Source organism: Mycobacterium appelbergii (assembly GCF_032883035.1).
Taxonomy (GTDB): Bacteria; Actinomycetota; Actinomycetes; order Mycobacteriales; family Mycobacteriaceae; genus Mycobacterium; species Mycobacterium appelbergii.
This window is the reverse complement of record NZ_JAMQTH010000006.1, coordinates 368,087-385,399: the sequence shown is the minus strand read 5'-3', so window position 1 is coordinate 385,399 and position 17,313 is coordinate 368,087. Positions and strand designations below refer to the sequence as shown.

Here is a 17,313-nt window from a genome sequence, read left to right as displayed (position 1 = left end):
GTCATCGATGCGCAGGTAGCCATCGACCTCGCCGTCAGCGGAGCCGCCATTGCACCGGGTCACAGCCTGGCGGCTCCCTACGGACGGCCGAGCCTGTGATGAACATGCACTCGGTGCAGCACCAGGCCCAGAGCGTCCTCGACGAACTCGTTGATGCCGGAGCCGAAGTCGGTCTGCAGGTAGCCGTCTACCACCGGGGCGTTCTCATTGTCGACGCCGTCGCCGGCGTCGCCGACAGCCAGACCGGGCGCATGGTGGCCCCACAGATCCCGTTCTTCAGCTTCTCTGCCGGCAAGGTCATGACGTCGCTGATCGCTCACCTGCTCGTCGGGACCGGTGCCCTCGGATACGACACTCCAATTGTCGACCTGTGGCCGGAATTCGGTACCCACGGCAAGGCGACCGCGACGCTCCGACACGTACTCACACACTCAGTCGGCGTGCCGACGATGCCTCGGGACATCGGCCCTGCCGACTTGACTGACTGGTCTCGAGTTTGCACCGCGATCGCCAACGCCGAACCGTGGTGGCAACCCGGGACAAAGACGGGGTACCACTCGTTCACCTTCGGCTTCCTTGTCGGCGAGATCGCACGCCGAGCCACAGGCAAACCGATGCGGCAACTCCTGCATGAGTGGGTCGCCGAACCCCTGGGCATCACCGATAGCCTGTATTTCGGTGTGCCCCAGCCGGATCTGGCTCGGCTGGCACGCGTCGAAGACGCGGCACCGCACCCCGCGAGCCCAGCTCCCGACAAAGCCATTCTTGCGCCCTGGGAAATGCAACCGACCGCCGCCATGGGCAACAGCCGTGAGATCCTGCAGGCCGACATTCCGTCGGTCGGCACCTTCACCGCGCGGGGCGTCGCTGCCATGAACTCGGCGGTCCTCGACGGTCGGCTCATCGATATGCGGCAACTTCAGGAGTTGACCGCGGTGGCCTTTGAGGGTACCGACGCGGTCTTTGGCACCCCGGCGCGGTTGGCTCTGGGCTATCCGTTGGGCCGCATCGGTACCCGGCCGGAGGAAACACCGACCACGTTCGGCTGGGTGGGTGGCGGCGGCAGTTACGTCTATGCCGACGTCGCGACCGGCACCTCGTTCGCCTTGACCAAAACCCGTCTGACTCCCCACTTCAACACCGCGCAACGACTTGCGGACCTCATCACAGCCGGGATCAATTCAGCTATTTGAGCATCGTTAGATCTGGGGACCACATTTCAATCTCGGCCGGCAGTTACCACAGATCTCCGACGCGCCAATCACATATGAGCGGTTGGGTTGCACTGAAACCATGCGCCAGACCAGGAGACGGTAGAAGAAAGATTCGATCGGCGTCATCGTAGGTATCGATCATTCCCTGCGGAGTGTCACCGTGGGTCGGGCCGCTCCAGAGTTGCCAGCCGCGACCGGCATAGAACGTGGCAGCACTTTCCACAGCGTTCAGAGCGCCGATCTGATGACGCTCGCGGATAATGGATTCCGCATGATCCATGACGACACGACCCAGGCCGCGTCCCTGAGTGTCAGCGCGAACCGCGACACCTTCGACATAACCCGTATCGAACAACGCACCGTCGTGGCGCAGCGTTCGGGCCACGACCGCCGCGTGAGCCAATAACGCGTCGCCATCGGTGATGAGCACGTGCACACCGCCGACGGCGTGCAGCCAATCATGAGAGCGGAAGTCGGCACCGAAGGCGGACCGGACCAACCTCTCGGCAGCCGTCCACTCGTCTCGGCCCAGGTCGCGGGGCTCGACGACCGACACCGCCATCACGCGCTCAGAATGCCACACAAAGACCGCTGCTACACACGAAGCGTCGTCAACTGTTATGGGACGTACCAGAAAACGACAGGTTGACCGCGCGCCCACGCAACGAACACTAAACCGCCGGTGAGCGCAAAGACCCGCAGGCATTACCAGTGTCTGGTCGAGATAACGTTGCGCTCATGCAGTCATGGCATAGGGGGCGGCTGAGCGATCCACAAGCCGCACATGTCAACCGCTGGCTTCCGCATGCTCGCCTTCGCAGGGACATGAGCTGGAATCTCGTCGACACAACGGTTCTCGACGTCGACTCGGAACGCGGACGGGTCGTGATCAAGGCTGCCGGCCCGGATAATCACCACATCGGCCGCGAGATCACTGCCTACCAGGGGTTCACCACGTGCCTGGCGCGGACCGGACACGCCCCCGAACTGCTCTACCAGGACCGGGACGCGAATGTGCTCGTCCTTCGATACCTCGAGGGTTCGTTGGTGGAGGGGTCCGACGCCGAGTTCGCTCCGGACACCTACCGGCAGGCAGGAAGACTCGCCCGGCGGTTTCATGATCAGGCCGAACGTGTCGACCCCGATTTCGACGCGGCAGCGGTGGCGAAATCGCTGGGCTGGCTCGACAAGGCACATCGTATCGACCCGCAGTGTGCCGCCAGGCTGCGAACGATTCTCACGGGGTACGAACCACTGCCGCTGGTTGTTGTTCCCACGCATGGCGATTGGCAGCCCAGGAACTGGATTGTCGATGAGGGCGAGCTCAAAGTCATCGACTTCGGACGCTTCGCATGGCGGCCCGCAGTCAGTGACTTCTGCCGACTCGCAGCGCAACAGTGGCGACATGATCCCGGTCTCGAAGAGGCGTATTTCGCCGGATACGGCGGCGATCCGAGAAGCCCGGATCAGTGGCGCATGTTCGCGCTTCACGAGGCGATCGGTACCGCCGTCTGGTCCTACCAAGTCGGCGACGAGCGGTTTGAGAAACAGGGGCACCGCATGATCGCCGACGCGCTGGCGCTCTTCTGATCGTCGCCGGTCGTCACCGGTTTCGACATCAGGGCTGTGGAATCGGCGTCGTACCGACCCTCATGTCGAAGTCGGCGACTGGCTTCTCCCGCCGGACAGCAGCAGTACCGCCTCGACGAATGCGCGTGGGTTTTCCTGTGGTAGACCGTGACCGCCGTCCACGCGGCGAGAGGCGACGAGTTGTGTGAAGTGATCTTTGTGCTCGCCGGAAATCTGTCGCGGCCCGAGCCCGTCGTGTGCCGGGTCGAGGACCACACTGGGCACCGGGATGGCCGGTTGAGCGGCGATGTCTTTCTCGGTTGCTTCATAGTCGGGATCGCCGTCTACCAATGCATACCGATGGCGGTAGCTGTGCACCACCACATCGACGAAGTCTGGGTTGCCGAACGACTGGACGGTGGCCGAAAACAGTTCTTCGTCGAACGACCAGCGCGGAGACCACTGTTGCCACAGCAATCGGGCGTACTCGTTGCGGTACTGCTCGAGGCCGCGGCGGCCGCGCTCGCCATGCAAGTAGTACTGGTACCAGTAGAGGCATTCCCACTCCGGCATCGCCGGGATGGACGCGCGGGAGATGTCCTGGACGTTGTAGCCGTCGACACTCACCAGCCCGGACACCAGGTCCGGCCACAATGCCGCGACGAGGCAGGCCGCCCGGCCGCCCCAATCGAACCCGGCGACGAGCGGGCGGTGCAGGTGTAGCGCGTCGATGAGGTCCCGCAAGTCATGCGCAAGCGCCGCCTGTTGACCAGAGCGCATCGTGGCGGCGTCGACAAAACGCGTCGGACCGTAACCTCGCAGATAGGGCACTACGATGTCCGCGCCGGCCTCGACGAGCGGTCCCACCACCTCGTCATAGCACCGCGGAGAGTATGGAAATCCGTGCAGAAGCACCACCGGCCAACCCTGTCTGTCGCCGTGGCGCTCATAGGCGACGTCAAGTACGCCTGCCCGCACCATCTCCACAGGAACGCTCATCTCAAATCTCCCCCGAACCTCTCGTACCGGTAATCCCAACATATTTCGTGATGTGCGCTGACGTCTACGCCTAACCGCTCGTACATCACCTATCAATACAGGTAGCGCTGCCATTTCATCCTGAATGCGCTACTGGCAGCGCTCAGCATGCCGACGCTTCGGAAAACAGTTGGTTAACAGCAGTTCTGAAGCCGCACATCGTTGCCACCCGCCGACCCGACCTGTATAGTCAGGTTTGTGACCGGGGCGTTGCATGTGAAGATCGCAGACAACATTCGAGAGCAGGTGCGCCTCGGCGAACTTGCTGTGGGGTCCGCGCTACCGTCGGAATCGCAACTCTGCAGTCAGTGGAAGTCGTCGCGCGGGCCGGTGCGTCAGGCCCTGGCCACGTTGCGTGCCGAGGGCGTCATCACCGGCGGTGCCGGAAAGCCGCCTGTGGTGTGTTCGACCGCGATCGGTCAGCCTTTCGACACCCTGCTGTCTTATTCAGCCTGGGCCCAGTCGATTGGGCGCACGCCGGGGCAGCGGACTCTCGAGCTGACCCTGCGCCCAGCCGACGAACAAGCCTCGTCGAGTTTGAACATCGACGAAGGAACACCGGTGGTGCAGGTCCTGCGGCTTCGCTACCTGGACGGTGAACGCGCGATGCTTGAGCGCGCCACGTTCGTCGAACATGTCGGACGCCTCTTGTTCGACTTCGATTGCGACTCGGGATCGATCTGGGCGTACCTGTTTTCGCGAGGCGTGCGGCTGGCGACTGCCTCGCACAACATCGACGCAGTCGGAGCCGACCCGGTCGATGCGACGCATCTCGAAGTCGCTGAAGGGTCTCCGTTGCTTCGGCAACGGCGCTCTACGCGTGCGGCCGGCGGCGAGATCGTCGAATTCCACGACGACCGGTATCTACCCGGAATGGTCAGCTTCACCTTGGAGAACACTCTCGACGTGCGCAGCGGCCTGGTGCGCAACGCGAAACCCTAAAGGAGACAAGTGCATGACTAGCACCACAACCCGACCTGAGCTTGTTGTACTCGATATGGCAGGCACGACCGTCGACGAAGGTCTGGCGGTCTACCGCGTGCTGGAAGAGACGGTCGTCGCCCACGGCGGCACCCCCTCGGATGCCGATATTGCCAAATGGCACGGCTCTGCCAAGCACGAGGCGCTGCGTGCCCTGCTCACTCCGGCCGGTGGCGCGCCGCTGACCGACGAGGCCCTGAAGCCGATCGTCGAGGACTTCCGCTCCCGACTCACGGCTGCCTACGCTGATCGTCCACCGGTAGCACTGCCCGGCGTACCTGAGGCTCTCGCCGAACTGCGGGCGGCGGGCATCCGTGTCGCGCTGAACACCGGTTTCGATCGTGACGTGGTGAATTCGCTGCTGTCCGCACTCGGTTGGGAAGGCGATTCCGTGATCGACACCGTTGTCTGCGGCAGCGATGTGCCAACCGGTCGCCCCGCGCCCTTCATGATCTTCCGGGCCATGGAGCAACTGGACGTTCACAACATCTCCCGGGTGCTTGTCGCGGGCGACACGCCCCGCGATCTCGAGGCCGGCACCAACGCCGGCGCGGGATTCGTCGTCGGTGTTCTCTCCGGAGCAAGTGACAAAGAGGAGCTCAGTGCGCACCCGCACACCCACCTGCTGCCATCGGTGGCCGACCTTCCCTCATTTCTGGGCGTGACGAAGTAGAGCCGAGGTCTTCCCATGAGTGGTTCGTTGTCACAGCCGATCACTGCTGCCGACCGAATCGTCCACACCCGCGCCGCGATATGGCGTGGCGACGACGACATCGCGCTCGAGTCGGTCCCGGTACCGCCACTGCGGTCGGGAGAAGTGCTGGTGCGGGTTACCTTGGCCACCGTGTGCGGTAGCGATCGACACACGGTGACCGGGCGACGCGCTCAGCCCTGTCCATCGATCCTCGGGCACGAGACAGTCGGGCGGATCGTGGCGTTCGGTAGCGACGGAGAGCTGCGCTCGGTGGACGGTCGGCCACTCCACCTCGGCCAGCGCGTCGTATGGTCGGAAACGCTGCCCTGTGGCACATGCGACCGTTGCCGGGCCGGGGTGTCGGCGAAATGCCGCACCGTACGCAAAGCCGGTCACGAAGCCTTCGACTCCGGATGGGCGCTGTCCGGTGGGTATGCCGAGCATGTGCTTCTCCCCCGCGGCATGCCAGTTGCCGTGGTCGATGACGTCATACCCGATTCTCTCGCCGCACCCGCAGCCTGTGCCACAGCGACCGTCATGGCAGTGATCGAGCGTGCCACTCCCGTCGCGGGCAGGCGAGTGGTCGTCATCGGGGCAGGCATGCTCGGTCTCACCGCACTGGCGGCGGCAGCTACCGCGGATGCCTCATCGGTCACCGCGGTCGATCCGTCGGACGAACGTCGTGCCCTCGCAGCGCAGTTCGGCGCGACGGCGGTACTTCCATCGATCGCCGACGTCGAGCAGTGCGATGTGCTGATCGAGTTGTCGGGGAACGCAGCCGCATTGCAGGATGGCCTGCGCAAGCTTGATGTCCAGGGGGTCGCCGTATTCGCCGGCTCGGTCGCGCCCGAAGGAGACATCGCAGTGGACCCAGAATCCGTGGTACGCCGTCACTTGTCGTTCTTCGGTGTTCACAATTACGAGCCGCGACACCTGATCCAGGCCCTGGATTTTCTCCAGCGAACCAAAGCGCGTTTCCCGTGGACAGATCTTGTCGCCGACCCTGTCCCGCTCGATCGAATCAGGAGCCTGCTGATCGAAGCACCGGGAACGAAACCGCGATACTCGATCGCCCCCTGAACGAATGGCTGCCCGTCAAAGGCAGCTTCCAGACGATCGTGCGGCGGCAGCGCCGCCCAGCGGCCGGGTCGGGTCGACAGCATCGGTGATCGTCACCGCAGCGCGGCCCGTAGTCATCGGCAGGAGGGTGCCTTCGTGCTGCACGGCGGCGGCACCCCACTGTAGGGCGGTCGCGAGCGCCTCGGACCGGTCACCGGGGCAGCTGAGATAGCCGGCCAGCATGGCGTCGCCGGCACCGACCGTGCTCACCACGGTGACCACGGGTGCCTGTCCCCACAACACACCGGCGCCATCGACGAGGATTGCGCCGTCAGCGCCGAGGCTGGCCAGAACCGTCCGGGCGCCGCGGCGCCGAATCTCGTGCGCTGCGGCAATGACCCCGCCGAGCGTCGTCGGGACCGTACCGGTGAGATCGGCCAGTTCATCGAGGTTCGGCTTCACCAAAGCTGGTTTCGCAGCAAGACTTCCGGCCAGCGGGGCTCCCGAGGAGTCGATGGCGACACGCACACCCCGAGCTGCGCCCAGCGCGACGAGTTCGCCGTACCAATCGGCCGGCATTCCCCGTGCCAGGCTTCCGGCGCAGACCAGCCAGCTCGCGTCCGCCAGCTCCCCGGCAACGGCGGCGAGAACCCTGTCGCGTTCCTCGGTGTCCACATGTGGGCCGGGCTCATTGATTTTGGTGACGGTCCCGTCCGGCTGAGTCAGACTGATGTTACTGCGAATATCGCCTGCGATGGACACGATCACCGTGCTCAACCCGGTGTCGCCGAGCATCTGTCGCAGTTGTGCGCCCACGGGCCCTCCCGCCGTGACCACGGCCCGCACCGGCACACGATGAGCATGCAGGGCCAGGGCAACGTTGACGCCCTTGCCGCTGGGTTCACTCCAACTGCGTCGACCACGGTTGACTTCCCCGAGATTCAGATGGTCCACGACAACGGTGCGGTCGACGCTGGGATTGGGCGTGACGGTAACGATCATGCTCGTTCCACATCGATTCCTGCGGCGAGTAATTGGGCGTACCGGTCGTCGGGCAACCCGGTGTCGGCGATCAGGACGTCGATGTCCTGGAGGTCGGCATGTTTGGTTCCCTTGATGACACCGAACTTGCTGTGGTCGGCCAACAGCACCCGCTTTGCCGCACATCCGAGCATGAGCCTCTTCACCGCCGCCTCCGCCGGATCCGGCGTGGTCAGCCCGCGCGACAGCGAAATACCGTTGGTGCCAAGGAAAGCGACGTCGACGTTGATTTCGGCCAGCACGCGCAGAGTCCAGTCGCCGACCTCGGCGAAGGTCTTGTTGCGCAACCGGCCGCCGAGGGTGAACACCGTCAGGCGTGGGCGGGTCAACAGCGACATCGCCAGTGGCACCGTGTTGGTGTACACGGTGAGGTCGCGGTCGCCCGGGAACATCTCGACCAGTTTGGCGGTGGTCGACCCCGCGTCGATCAGAACCGAACCTTGGGCAGGCAGATGTTGCAGGGCTGCCCGGGCGATGCGGATCTTCTCCGCGGCAAGTTGCAGGCGAGTTTCCACAGCCGGTTCGAAGGACAGCGACTGCACCGGCACCGCACCACCGTGCACCCGTCGCAGCAGTCCTTGGCGTTCCAGAGCGATGAGGTCCTTGCGGATCGTCTCACCTGTGACCCCCAGCTCGTCGGCGATCTGTACGGCGTCGATACGACCGCTGCTCGTGATCCGCTCGACGATGCGGCTCTTGCGTTGATCGGCGTAGGGTTTGGCGGTCCCCTGGTCAGCCTCTGTCGTCAGGTCGGTCACGTCATCACACCGCCGACTGGTGCCGCTGCAGCAGCCGCTTTGGCGGCCAACAGGGCAGCCCCCCGCGCGCCGGCCTCGTCGATCTCGGCACGTATGAGTTCACCGAAGCGGCGACGCTTGACGGCGAGCAGCCCTTCGCTGCGTGACCAGCCACCGGTGACCACCAGCGTCCGGTGCGGTCCGCTGACCGCACTCATCGCGTCATGGATCTCGCCGGCTTGTTCGGTGACCGCTTCCAACGCCGCCCGCCACAGGTGCGCGGGACCGCTCCCGTCCGCGACGCCGAGGATGTCCAGTCTGCCGAACGGCGGTGCAGATACCTCAATCCCGGGCTGGGTGAGGGCGATTGACTCGGCGTCGAGCGCGGGCAGGTCAGCCGTCTCCTTGCCCAGCAGCGCAAGGATGCGTTGCAATGCCAACCCTCCCTGGGTGGCGCCCAGCAGGCACCAGTGATCGGCCACCGAGTGCCAGCCGGTGGTGATGCCGGCTTCGGCAAGCTCGGCCACGACCACCGGGGACAGCCCGGGGGCGATGGTGCGCACCAATGCTTCAGCCGTACCACACGAATCCAGTTCGTCCCCTGGCCCGTCCGCGCCCGCGCCCACCACGGCGGCCTGGTGGTCGTGGCCCGCCAGGGTCAGCACCGCGCCGGTCAACCGAGGCAACCCAGCCTCGGCACTCACCCGGCCCAACGGTGTACCCGCCGTGACCAATTGGGGCATCAGGGATTCGGTTGCGCCCGACCAGTGCAGGGTGTCCGCCCACCAGGAGCGCTCGGCCAATCGGAGCCATCCGGTTCGTGAAGCGAGCGACTGCTCGGTGGCTTCATCACCGCCCAACCCACGCACGATCCATTCGGCGACGTTGAGCCGGCGTACCGCCTGACGGGACGACGGGATGTTGTCCAGAAGCCAGCGATGTTTGGTCAGTGACCACTGCTGCCGGAAGGGAAGGCCAGTGGTCGCGGCGAAGTCCTGCGGGGTGACGACCTGTCTAAGGTCCTCCAGCTCCCGATGGTCACGGGTGTCGTGCCACGCGATCACCGGAGCCACGGGTTCTCCGGTGCTGTCGAGGAGAATCCCCGCTTCAGCCAGGCTTGTCACGCCCACTCCGGCGATAACGCCCTCTGGGCAGTTCGCCAAGGCTTGCGCCACTGCGGATTTGGTGGCGTCGAGTAGCGCCGTGGCGTCGAGTTCGGCACCGGTGGGAACGAACGACCACGGGGTGTCGGCCGCGCCCGTGGCGACCGGTTCACCTGCTGCGGTGAACACAACGGCCTTGCTGGTGTTCGTTCCGACGTCGAGACCGACATAGAGGGTGGTGCTCATCTGAATCCTTCGGCTGCGCGACCTTGCCCGCTTGGATATTGATGGATATGGTTGTGTTTCGTTGTGGGCTTGTCAAGGGACCGGTCGCGGAAAGGACGTGTCAATGCCACTCGTCCGCACTGCCGACCTCGTCGCGGCCGCATACCGGGCAGGCACCGGGCTGGCCGCATTCAACGTCATCACTCTCGAACACGCCGAGGCCATCGTGGACGGCGCCCAACAGGCCGACCGGCCCGTGATCCTGCAGATCAGCGAGAACGCGGTGAAATTTCATCGAGGCCAGCTGCGCCCGATCGTCGCTGCCGCCGCTGCGGTGGCCGCCGAGGCCTCAATTCCCGCGTCAGTGCATCTGGACCACATCGAGGATCTGGCCCTGCTGCAGGCCAGTGCGGACACCGCAGTGAGCTCGGCGATGTTCGACGCTGCCAGACTGGATTACGACGCCAACATCGCGGCGACCAAGACGGCGGCAGAGTGGGCCCATCAGCGCAGCATGTTCCTCGAAGCCGAACTCGGTGAGGTCGGCGGTAAAGACGGTGCCCACGCGCCGGGAGTTCGCACCGACCCGGACCAGGCGGCGGCCTTCGTCCACGCGACGGGCGTCGACGCGCTGGCCGTCGCTGTCGGCAGTTCGCATGCGATGTCGGTGCGCACAGCAAGCCTCGACTTCGAGTTGATCGCACGGTTGCGCTCGGCAGTGCCCGTGCCATTGGTCCTGCACGGCTCGTCCGGAGTCTCCGACGACGATCTGCGCAAAGCCGTCAGCGCCGGATTGACCAAGATCAACGTCGGCACGCTTCTCAACGTCCGATTCACCGAGCAGGTTCGTGCCCACCTGACCACCGATCCTGTAGTTACCGATCCGCGGAAGTACCTCTCCCCCGCGCGCACAGCGATCTCCGATGCCGTCTCGGAGCTACTGTGCGCAATCAGCTGACCGCAGAACAGGATTCCCCCGCAACGTCGCGATGTGGGGCGTACACGCGCTCTCCTGGCAGCGCGCACGAGGAGCGAGGAACCAAAGAGACGGGCAGGACCGTTCGCCGACGCAGCCGGCGAACGGGCTGATCCAGACGGGTGAAAAGCCGGTCCACCGCGAATCGTCCCATCGCGTCACCGTCCTGGTGGATCACGGTGACGGCGGGTGTGAGCGCCGCCGCCGTCGGGAAGTCGCCGAATCCCACGAGCCCGATATCGGTGCGCCCCAAGGCCTGTAGCACCGTCAACAGCGCTATGGTGCAGCGCGCGTTCGAGGAGAACACAGCGGTCGGCGGGTCGGGCGTCTGGAGCATCTGCTGCAGAGTGGGGGTCAGGGTGGCGATGTCGACCTCGCCGAGGTGCGCCAGGTCCCTGCGTCGCGGCAGTGCCGCTTCGTCCAGCGCCTGTTGCCAACCCTTGTGTCGGCGCACACCGGTCCAACTGTCGTCACCCATGAACGCAATGCTGCGGTGGCCGTGGCTTATCAGATGCCTGGTCGCCTCCTGCCCACCACCGACGTCGTCCTGCACGACGGAATCGGCGGTTAACCGACCCGGCTCCCGGTCGGCGAAAACCAGCGGCGTGCGCGCCTGCCACGGCCGCAAGTACGACATGTCGTGGCCGACCGGGCAGATGATCATGCCGGCGACTTGACGCTTCAGTACCGCTTCGACGGACCGCTGCTCATGTGATGGCTCCCAGCCGACGGCGGTCACGATGACCGCCACACCCCGTCGGCTGGCCTCGCGCTCGACCGCCCCAATGATGCTGGCGAAGAACGGGTCTGCCACACCCGGCACCGCGACACCGATTGCCGCGTCCCGCCCGGCGCGGAAAGTCACGGCAAGCAAATTCGGCACGTACTGCAGTTCGTCGATCGCGCGCCCGACCCGCTCGCGGACGTCGGCGGACACATACCGATCGTTGTTGATCACCCGCGAGACCGTCTTGGCGCTCACCCCGGCTCGCTGAGCAACGTCGCGCATGGTCGCCATCGACGTCCCCTTCTCGGTCGATTCAGCGGCCAGTATGTCACCGATGTCAGATTCGATGGGGCGAGTTCTCTGACACCGGTGACAGAAACCGCGAGTGTGGCGTACTGTCGGCGCAGAACGTGAGCCAGGTAACAGAGGAGGAACCGGACGGCCGTGCAGCCGCAACTCCTACCTCCCAACGTGGTGCCGCACTGGTATGCGGGCGGACCGGCGTTGAGCGCCTGGCGTGGCATCACGGCAGTCGGTGACCGCTCACCCGAGGAGTGGGTGGGTGCCACAGTCGCGCGCTTCGGTGAGCCGGACCTCGGGCCTGCCCGGTTAGCCGACGGCGTGTTGCTCCGCGACGCGGTACTCGCCGATCCACTGGACTGGTTGGGCCGTGACGACGGAGCGCCGGGTGACACCGGTGTACTGGTCAAGCTGCTCGACGCCGGCCAGCGACTCCCGGTACATGTGCATCCGACCCGGGCTTACGCGTCACGGCATTTGGGATGCGCGTACGGCAAGAGCGAAGCGTGGTACGTCCTGCAAGCCGACCCCGACGCAGCGGTATGGGTCGGCTGGCGCGAGCCGATCGAGCCCGACCGACTGTCGGTCCTCGTCGACACACAAGACGCCACGGCAATGCTGGACCTGATGCACCGGATCCCGGTTCGCCCCGGCGACGGAATCTTCGTGCCGGGCGGCACCCCGCACGCGATCGGGGCAGGAATACTTCTCGTCGAGGCGCAGGAGCCCACCGATCAGTCGATCCTGCTGGAGCGCACCAACACCACCGCCTCTGACGGCGAGGCATTCCTCGGCCTGGATCAGGACGTAGCGCTGTCGGCCGTCGACACCGCGGCCATCACCGACGTCGCACAGCTGACGCGGCACGCGGACGCCGGCAGCGGTTTGGTGGCCGTCCTGCCCGGGGTGGCCGCGCCGTTTTTCCGAATGGAACTACTGTCACCGGGCTCTCCCGTGGCGGCCGGCTTCGCCGTCGCCGTGGTGGTGGCAGGAACCGGAACGCTCATGTCGGCTGCCGGCACTCTCGACGTGGCAGCCGGTCAGACCCTGGTGGTTCCCGCCGCGTCCGGTGACTGGCACATCGAGGGCGACGTCAGGTTACTCGTCTGCCGGCCGGGCACCACCTGGCCGCTGATCACGGAAGGCGCAGCATGACCGCACTTCTGGAGGCGCGGGGCCTCTCGCGCAGCTTCGGCCACGTCCGCGCGTTGGACGGCGCCGACTTCGAGGTCGACGCCGGTGAGGTCGTCGGGCTGATCGGCGACAACGGTGCAGGCAAATCCACGCTCATCAAGGCCCTGTCGGGCAATCTCGACCTCGACGACGGTGACGTCTACTTCGAGGGCACGCGGGTACACCTTTCGACGCCTCGTCAAGCCGAGGAACTCGGCATCGAGGTGGTCTACCAGGACCTCGCACTCGCCCCGCACCTCAATCCCGTCCAAAACGTGTTCCTGGGTCGCGAGATTCCGCGCAACGGCATCATCGGCCACCTCGGCTTCATGGACGAGAAGGAGATGCGCCGCCGGGCGTCCGCGTCATTCGCCGAAATCGGAGCCACCGTGCGGTCACTGAATGCGCCTGTCGGCGCGATGTCCGGCGGGCAGCGGCAAGGGATCGCCATCGCCAGGGCGATCGCGTGGGCTCGGAAGGTCCTCATCCTCGACGAGCCGACCGCGGCCCTTGGCGTTGTGCAGACCAAGAACGTCCTCGAATCGATCAAACGGGTGCGCGACAAGGGTATTGCGGTGGTTCTCATCAGCCATTCCATGCCGCACGTGCTCGAGGTGTGCGACCGGATCCAGGTGCTGCGGCTGGGTAGGCGGGTCGCGGCCTATCCCGGACACGGCACCACTGTCGAGACACTGGTCGGCGCAATGACCGGCGCTCTCGACGTGAACGAGGGTGCCGCGTGAGCACACTGGCGAACCAGTCCTCCGTGGTGAACGGGTCGGGCAACGACTTGGACCCGCCGGAATCGGTGCTCAAGCGGATCGTCGGCATGCAGGCGTTCTGGATCCTCGGGGTCCTGATCGTGATCTGCGTGTGCTTCACCGTGCTTGCAGGCGACCGCTTCCTGTCGACCGGAAACTTCTCGTTGATCTCGCAGAACGTCGCGGTGTGGGCGGTGCTCGGCGTCGGGATGACATTCGTCATCATCACCTCGGGCATCGACCTGTCGGTCGGATCGGTGTTGGTGTTCTCGTCCGTGGTGTCTGCGAAGGTGATGGAGGCGATGGGCGGCGCCGGTGCGGGGGCAGCTGCCGCGGGGTTGATCGCTGCTGTCGTGGGCGGCTTGGTCTGGGGCGTCTTCAACGGGGTGCTTGTCGCCGTCGCCAAAGTGCCCGCGCTCATCGTCACCCTCGGCACCTTGTCGATCGCCCTTGGTCTTGCGCAGGTGCTCACCGGTGGCATCGACATCCGCTCGGTGCCCAGTGAGCTGACCGATTTCAGCGTGTACACCAAGGTTTTGGGTATCCCCGGTCTCCCCTTCATTGCACTGCTTGTCATCGTGGTCGGCGGAATCGTGCTCCACAAAACGAGATTCGGCCGATACACGTATGCGATCGGCTCCAATGCGGAGGCCGCACGGCGCACCGGTGTCAAGGTGACGCGGCACCTCGTGCTCGTATACGCGCTCGCGGGCACCCTGGCCGGTATCGGCGCCATACTCTCGCTGGCGCAGTTCGGCACCACGACGATCGCCGGACAGTCCCTCACCAACCTCAACGTCATCGCCGCCGTCGTCATCGGCGGCACATCGATCTTCGGTGGTGAGGGCACCATCTTCGGCACCGTCGTCGGCCTGTTCATTCCGGCTGTCCTGCAGTCCGGGTTCGTCATCATCGGCGTGCAGCCGTTCTGGCAGGGCGTCGCCGTGGGTTCGGTCCTCATCGCCGCCGTGTACGTCGATCAGTCACGGCGCGCAGCCGCCATGCGCGGCGCTCGCTCTCGAACCTTCTTCAAACGCAGAAGGTCTCAACGAACTCCAAACGAAGGGAAGGGCAGTGAACCGTAAGCGCGTAAAGCTGGTCGCGGCGGGAGTGGGGGCGTTGGTGCTCACCCTGCCCGCGTGCACGTCGTCGAAACCCGAGTCGACCGGATCGGACGAGGCAACGAGCGGGGCGACTCCGGCCGCTGCCGCCACCACCGTCACTGCACCGGAAAAACCCGGCAAGGACTACAACATCCAGTTCCTGCAGGGTGTCACCGGCGACCAGTTTTACATCACGATGCAGTGCGGCGCGCAGGAGGAAGCGGCCAAGCTGGGCGTCAACGTGACCACCCAGGGCCCGCAGAAGTTCGACCCGACACTGCAAAAGCCGATCGTCGACTCGATTGTCGCGGGCAAGCCGGATGCGCTACTGGTGGCACCCACCGATGTCCAGGCCATGCAGCAGCCGCTTCAGCAGGCCGCCGCCGCGGGGATCAAAGTGGTGCTGGTCGACACCACCACCAACGACCCGTCATATGCGGTATCGGAGATCGCCAGTGACAACGAGGGCGGGGGCCGAGCGGCGTTCGACGCGATCAAGGCGCTGCGCCCCGAGGGCGGCAAGGTGATGGTGATGAACATCGACCCGGGCGTATCGACGACCGACGCGCGTGCGAAGGGCTTCGAGGACGCGGTCAAGGGCGACAGCAAGTTTGAGTATGTCGGCGTCCAGTACAGCCATAACGACCCGGCAACCGCTGCGCAGCTCATCGGTGCCCAACTACAGAAGGACCCCGATCTGGTCGGCGTGTTCGCCACCAACCTGTTCTCGGCCGAGGGGTCGGCAACCGGTGTCCGACAGGCCGGCAAGGATGGTCAGGTACAGGTGGTCGGGTTCGACGCGGGCCCCAACCAGATCAAGGCACTGCGTGAGGGCACCGTGCAGGCCCTCGTCGCCCAGGACCCTGGGCTCATCGGTAAGTTCGGTGTCGATGAGGCGGTGACGGCGCTGGAAGGCGGCGAGAACACCAAAAAGGTGCAAACCGGGTTCACGATCATCACGCGGGAGAACCTGGACGGCGATGGCGGCGCGGCGGCGTACAAGTCCAACTGCTGATCGGCATCTCCCCCAGCTCAACCCAACGGATCGAGAGCGAGCAGCACATGGGCGACTTCGCCGGACGCGGCGTGTTGGTCACGGGTGCGAGCGGCGGCATCGGGGCGGCTACCGTCCGCCGACTCGCCAGTCAGGGCGCGACGGTCCACGCGGGCGGTCGAGACGCCGCGAAGCTGAGGCAACTCGCCGACGAGACCGGTGCCCATCCGGTCCCGTTCGACCTCACCTCCGAAGACGAAATCCGTGACGCGGTATCGGATCTGAACCTCTGGGGTGTGGTGAATTGCGGCGGTTTCGGCGGGGAGATCGCTACGCCCCAGGACACCGATATCGCGGTATTCGACAAGGTGATCAGCATCAATGCACGGGGAAGCCTGCTGGTCATCAAACATGTGACACCGCGCATGATTGCCGGCGGTCGCGGCGGATCGATCGTGAACGTGTCCAGCCAGGCCAGCCTGGTGGCGCTGGCGGGCCACATCTCCTACGGGTCGTCCAAAGCCGCGCTGGACAACATCACCCGGGTGGCTGCGCTGGAGCTGGGCAAACACAACATTCGTGTCAACAGTGTCAACCCCACCGTGGTGATGACGGAGATGTCCGGCTACTACTGGGGGCGCTCCGATGTCGGCCCGCCGTTCCTGGAGCAGATGCCATTGGGACGGTGGGCCACCGAGGACGAGATCGCCGGGCCCATCAGCTTTCTGCTCAGCGACGACGCTTCGATGATCACCGGGGTCACGTTACCGATCGACGGCGGCTACTCGTGCCGATGACCGCGGGCCAACGCCCGAGGTGGGATGTGCGGGTTGCGCTCACAGGCATGCTTCGAGCTCGGTGGCGCGCCGGAGGTCGTCGGCCAGCTCCGGTCCACTGACATCGACCGCTCTGGCGCGGGCCAGCAGCTCCCGTGCCAGGGCCGGGTCACCTTGGCGGACGGCCACGTCGGCCCGCAGCACCAGCAGCTTCACGAGCTGGACGGCGGTCGGCTCCTCGTCGGTCCGCTGCAGAGCCCGGTCCAAGACCTTCACCGCCAGCCCCAGATCCTGCTTGGCGTCCGCGAACAGCGAACCCATATGGATCGCGCGGTCGAACGTCCCCCGCGGCAATGGTCGGTGCCGCTGGTCCTCGCTGATCGGCTCGGCGATCTGGAGGGTGTTGCCACCGGGATCGGTCATCAGGAACTGACGCATGCCGTAGCTCATGTCCTTCAACGCACCTACCCGCGGCACCCCCTGGGTGGGCACTGACCCGAAGGCCGTCTCCAGCCCTTCGGTGAAAACCGCGTACAGGTAATCGACGTCGTCGGTGAGGACCAGACAGCCATGCGCGGACGACGCCGGATCGAACTGCTTGTCCCCGTAGAAGTTCAGCTCGATGCCGCCGAGCTTGACGGTCAGAAACTGATACGGCGCCGTTTGCCGGAACGTGATCTCAAAACCCAACGCGCTGTAGAAGTCGGCCACCGGCTCGATCGAGCGAGCCATCAGCCCGGGAATCGTCTTCTCAGTCATTCTCCCGACCGTAGGGATCGACTCCGCCGCAAGCACATGAAAGTGAGAACCCCAACTTTCCCTGGCCATCTGCTGTTCAGGGC

18 protein-coding genes are annotated in these 17,313 nt (G+C 65.4%); 11 read left to right on the top strand and 7 right to left on the bottom strand.

Annotated elements, in window-relative coordinates; all coding sequences use genetic code 11:
• The first annotated feature begins 98 nt into the window (after nt 1-98).
• The gene (locus tag M1247_RS16355; protein ID WP_317157390.1) at nt 99-1,193 is read left to right on the top strand and encodes a serine hydrolase domain-containing protein; all 1,095 of its coding nucleotides are present in this window, start codon (nt 99-101) and stop codon (nt 1,191-1,193) included.
• 43 nt (nt 1,194-1,236) lie between these two features.
• Here the strand turns inward: M1247_RS16355 and M1247_RS16350 are convergent, their stop codons facing one another.
• Nucleotides 1,237-1,776 (bottom strand): GNAT family N-acetyltransferase, encoded by a 540-nt coding sequence (locus M1247_RS16350; RefSeq protein ID WP_317157475.1) that lies wholly within the window; start codon nt 1,774-1,776, stop codon nt 1,237-1,239.
• Between the two features lie 263 nt (nt 1,777-2,039).
• On the opposite strand from M1247_RS16350, the gene M1247_RS16345 reads away from it, so the two are divergent.
• On the top strand, nt 2,040-2,804 hold the full coding sequence (locus M1247_RS16345) for a phosphotransferase (protein WP_317157389.1): 765 nt from the start codon (nt 2,040-2,042) through the stop codon (nt 2,802-2,804).
• Between the two features lie 60 nt (nt 2,805-2,864).
• Here the strand turns inward: M1247_RS16345 and M1247_RS16340 are convergent, their stop codons facing one another.
• Nucleotides 2,865-3,782, bottom strand: coding sequence for an alpha/beta fold hydrolase (locus tag M1247_RS16340; RefSeq protein WP_317157388.1), 918 nt, complete (start codon nt 3,780-3,782; stop codon nt 2,865-2,867).
• A 237-nt stretch (nt 3,783-4,019) separates the two neighbouring features.
• On the opposite strand from M1247_RS16340, the gene M1247_RS16335 reads away from it, so the two are divergent.
• From M1247_RS16335 to M1247_RS16325, 3 genes are read left to right on the top strand one after another with little or no spacing between them, the layout of a single operon-like run.
• Entirely contained in the window at nt 4,020-4,763 is a 744-nt protein-coding gene (locus tag M1247_RS16335; RefSeq protein WP_317157387.1) for a GntR family transcriptional regulator, read from the top strand.
• 13 nt (nt 4,764-4,776) lie between these two features.
• Nucleotides 4,777-5,475 carry a phosphonatase-like hydrolase gene (locus tag M1247_RS16330; protein WP_317157386.1) on the top strand — a complete coding sequence of 233 codons (699 nt, stop codon included), beginning with the start codon at nt 4,777-4,779 and terminating at the stop codon, nt 5,473-5,475.
• A 15-nt stretch (nt 5,476-5,490) separates the two neighbouring features.
• A complete protein-coding gene (locus M1247_RS16325) occupies nt 5,491-6,576 on the top strand; it encodes a zinc-binding dehydrogenase (RefSeq protein ID WP_317157385.1) in 1,086 nt (361 codons plus the stop codon).
• 15 nt (nt 6,577-6,591) lie between these two features.
• Here M1247_RS16325 and pfkB read toward each other — a convergent pair whose 3' ends face one another.
• The 3 genes from pfkB to M1247_RS16310 are packed head-to-tail and all read right to left on the bottom strand — an operon-like array spanning nt 6,592 to nt 9,682.
• Complete coding sequence (pfkB, locus tag M1247_RS16320; protein ID WP_317157384.1) at nt 6,592-7,557, bottom strand: 1-phosphofructokinase; 966 nt, start codon at nt 7,555-7,557, stop codon at nt 6,592-6,594.
• Nucleotides 7,554-8,354 (bottom strand): DeoR/GlpR family DNA-binding transcription regulator, encoded by an 801-nt coding sequence (locus M1247_RS16315; protein WP_317157383.1) that lies wholly within the window; start codon nt 8,352-8,354, stop codon nt 7,554-7,556. Before M1247_RS16315 ends, pfkB begins: the two co-directional genes overlap by 4 nt.
• The gene (locus M1247_RS16310; RefSeq protein WP_317157382.1) at nt 8,351-9,682 is read right to left on the bottom strand and encodes an FGGY-family carbohydrate kinase; all 1,332 of its coding nucleotides are present in this window, start codon (nt 9,680-9,682) and stop codon (nt 8,351-8,353) included. Before M1247_RS16310 ends, M1247_RS16315 begins: the two co-directional genes overlap by 4 nt.
• A gap of 103 nt (nt 9,683-9,785) precedes the next feature.
• Here M1247_RS16310 and M1247_RS16305 point away from each other — a divergent pair, with 103 nt between their 5' ends.
• Entirely contained in the window at nt 9,786-10,619 is an 834-nt protein-coding gene (locus M1247_RS16305; protein WP_317157381.1) for a class II fructose-bisphosphate aldolase, read from the top strand.
• Here M1247_RS16305 and M1247_RS16300 read toward each other — a convergent pair.
• Nucleotides 10,612-11,655, bottom strand: a complete 1,044-nt coding sequence (locus tag M1247_RS16300; protein ID WP_317157380.1) for a LacI family DNA-binding transcriptional regulator — start codon at nt 11,653-11,655, stop codon at nt 10,612-10,614. The two genes, M1247_RS16305 and M1247_RS16300, sit on opposite strands and share 8 nt — an antisense overlap.
• Before the next feature lie 153 nt (nt 11,656-11,808).
• On the opposite strand from M1247_RS16300, the gene M1247_RS16295 reads away from it, so the two are divergent.
• Genes M1247_RS16295 through M1247_RS16275 form a run of 5 tightly spaced genes read left to right on the top strand, consistent with a single transcriptional unit; the run spans nt 11,809 to nt 16,492 of the window.
• Nucleotides 11,809-12,819, top strand: coding sequence for a class I mannose-6-phosphate isomerase (locus tag M1247_RS16295; RefSeq protein WP_317157379.1), 1,011 nt, complete (start codon nt 11,809-11,811; stop codon nt 12,817-12,819).
• Complete coding sequence (locus M1247_RS16290; RefSeq protein ID WP_317157378.1) at nt 12,816-13,580, top strand: ATP-binding cassette domain-containing protein; 765 nt, start codon at nt 12,816-12,818, stop codon at nt 13,578-13,580. The genes M1247_RS16295 and M1247_RS16290 overlap by 4 nt, the downstream gene beginning before the upstream one ends.
• On the top strand, nt 13,577-14,683 hold the full coding sequence (locus M1247_RS16285; RefSeq protein ID WP_317157377.1) for an ABC transporter permease: 1,107 nt from the start codon (nt 13,577-13,579) through the stop codon (nt 14,681-14,683). The genes M1247_RS16290 and M1247_RS16285 overlap by 4 nt, the downstream gene beginning before the upstream one ends.
• Entirely contained in the window at nt 14,673-15,716 is a 1,044-nt protein-coding gene (locus tag M1247_RS16280) for an ABC transporter substrate-binding protein (protein ID WP_317157376.1), read from the top strand. The genes M1247_RS16285 and M1247_RS16280 overlap by 11 nt, the downstream gene beginning before the upstream one ends.
• 47 nt (nt 15,717-15,763) lie before the next feature.
• A complete protein-coding gene (locus M1247_RS16275) occupies nt 15,764-16,492 on the top strand; it encodes an SDR family oxidoreductase (RefSeq protein ID WP_317157375.1) in 729 nt (242 codons plus the stop codon).
• A gap of 39 nt (nt 16,493-16,531) precedes the next feature.
• Here the strand turns inward: M1247_RS16275 and M1247_RS16270 are convergent, their stop codons facing one another.
• Nucleotides 16,532-17,230 carry a DUF8817 family protein gene (locus tag M1247_RS16270; RefSeq protein WP_317157374.1) on the bottom strand — a complete coding sequence of 233 codons (699 nt, stop codon included), beginning with the start codon at nt 17,228-17,230 and terminating at the stop codon, nt 16,532-16,534.
• Nucleotides 17,231-17,313 lie beyond the last annotated feature (83 nt).

Coding starts and splice junctions, on each gene's coding strand:
- M1247_RS16355 (WP_317157390.1), top strand. CDS start 99: ATGAACATGCACTCGGTGCAGCACCAGGCCCAGAGCGTCCTCGACGAA.
- M1247_RS16350 (WP_317157475.1), bottom strand. CDS start 1,776: ATGGCGGTGTCGGTCGTCGAGCCCCGCGACCTGGGCCGAGACGAGTGG.
- M1247_RS16345 (WP_317157389.1), top strand. CDS start 2,040: ATGAGCTGGAATCTCGTCGACACAACGGTTCTCGACGTCGACTCGGAA.
- M1247_RS16340 (WP_317157388.1), bottom strand. CDS start 3,782: ATGAGCGTTCCTGTGGAGATGGTGCGGGCAGGCGTACTTGACGTCGCC.
- M1247_RS16330 (WP_317157386.1), top strand. CDS start 4,777: ATGACTAGCACCACAACCCGACCTGAGCTTGTTGTACTCGATATGGCA.
- M1247_RS16325 (WP_317157385.1), top strand. CDS start 5,491: ATGAGTGGTTCGTTGTCACAGCCGATCACTGCTGCCGACCGAATCGTC.
- pfkB (WP_317157384.1), bottom strand. CDS start 7,557: ATGATCGTTACCGTCACGCCCAATCCCAGCGTCGACCGCACCGTTGTC.
- M1247_RS16310 (WP_317157382.1), bottom strand. CDS start 9,682: ATGAGCACCACCCTCTATGTCGGTCTCGACGTCGGAACGAACACCAGC.
- M1247_RS16305 (WP_317157381.1), top strand. CDS start 9,786: ATGCCACTCGTCCGCACTGCCGACCTCGTCGCGGCCGCATACCGGGCA.
- M1247_RS16300 (WP_317157380.1), bottom strand. CDS start 11,655: ATGGCGACCATGCGCGACGTTGCTCAGCGAGCCGGGGTGAGCGCCAAG.
- M1247_RS16290 (WP_317157378.1), top strand. CDS start 12,816: ATGACCGCACTTCTGGAGGCGCGGGGCCTCTCGCGCAGCTTCGGCCAC.
- M1247_RS16275 (WP_317157375.1), top strand. CDS start 15,764: ATGGGCGACTTCGCCGGACGCGGCGTGTTGGTCACGGGTGCGAGCGGC.
- M1247_RS16270 (WP_317157374.1), bottom strand. CDS start 17,230: ATGACTGAGAAGACGATTCCCGGGCTGATGGCTCGCTCGATCGAGCCG.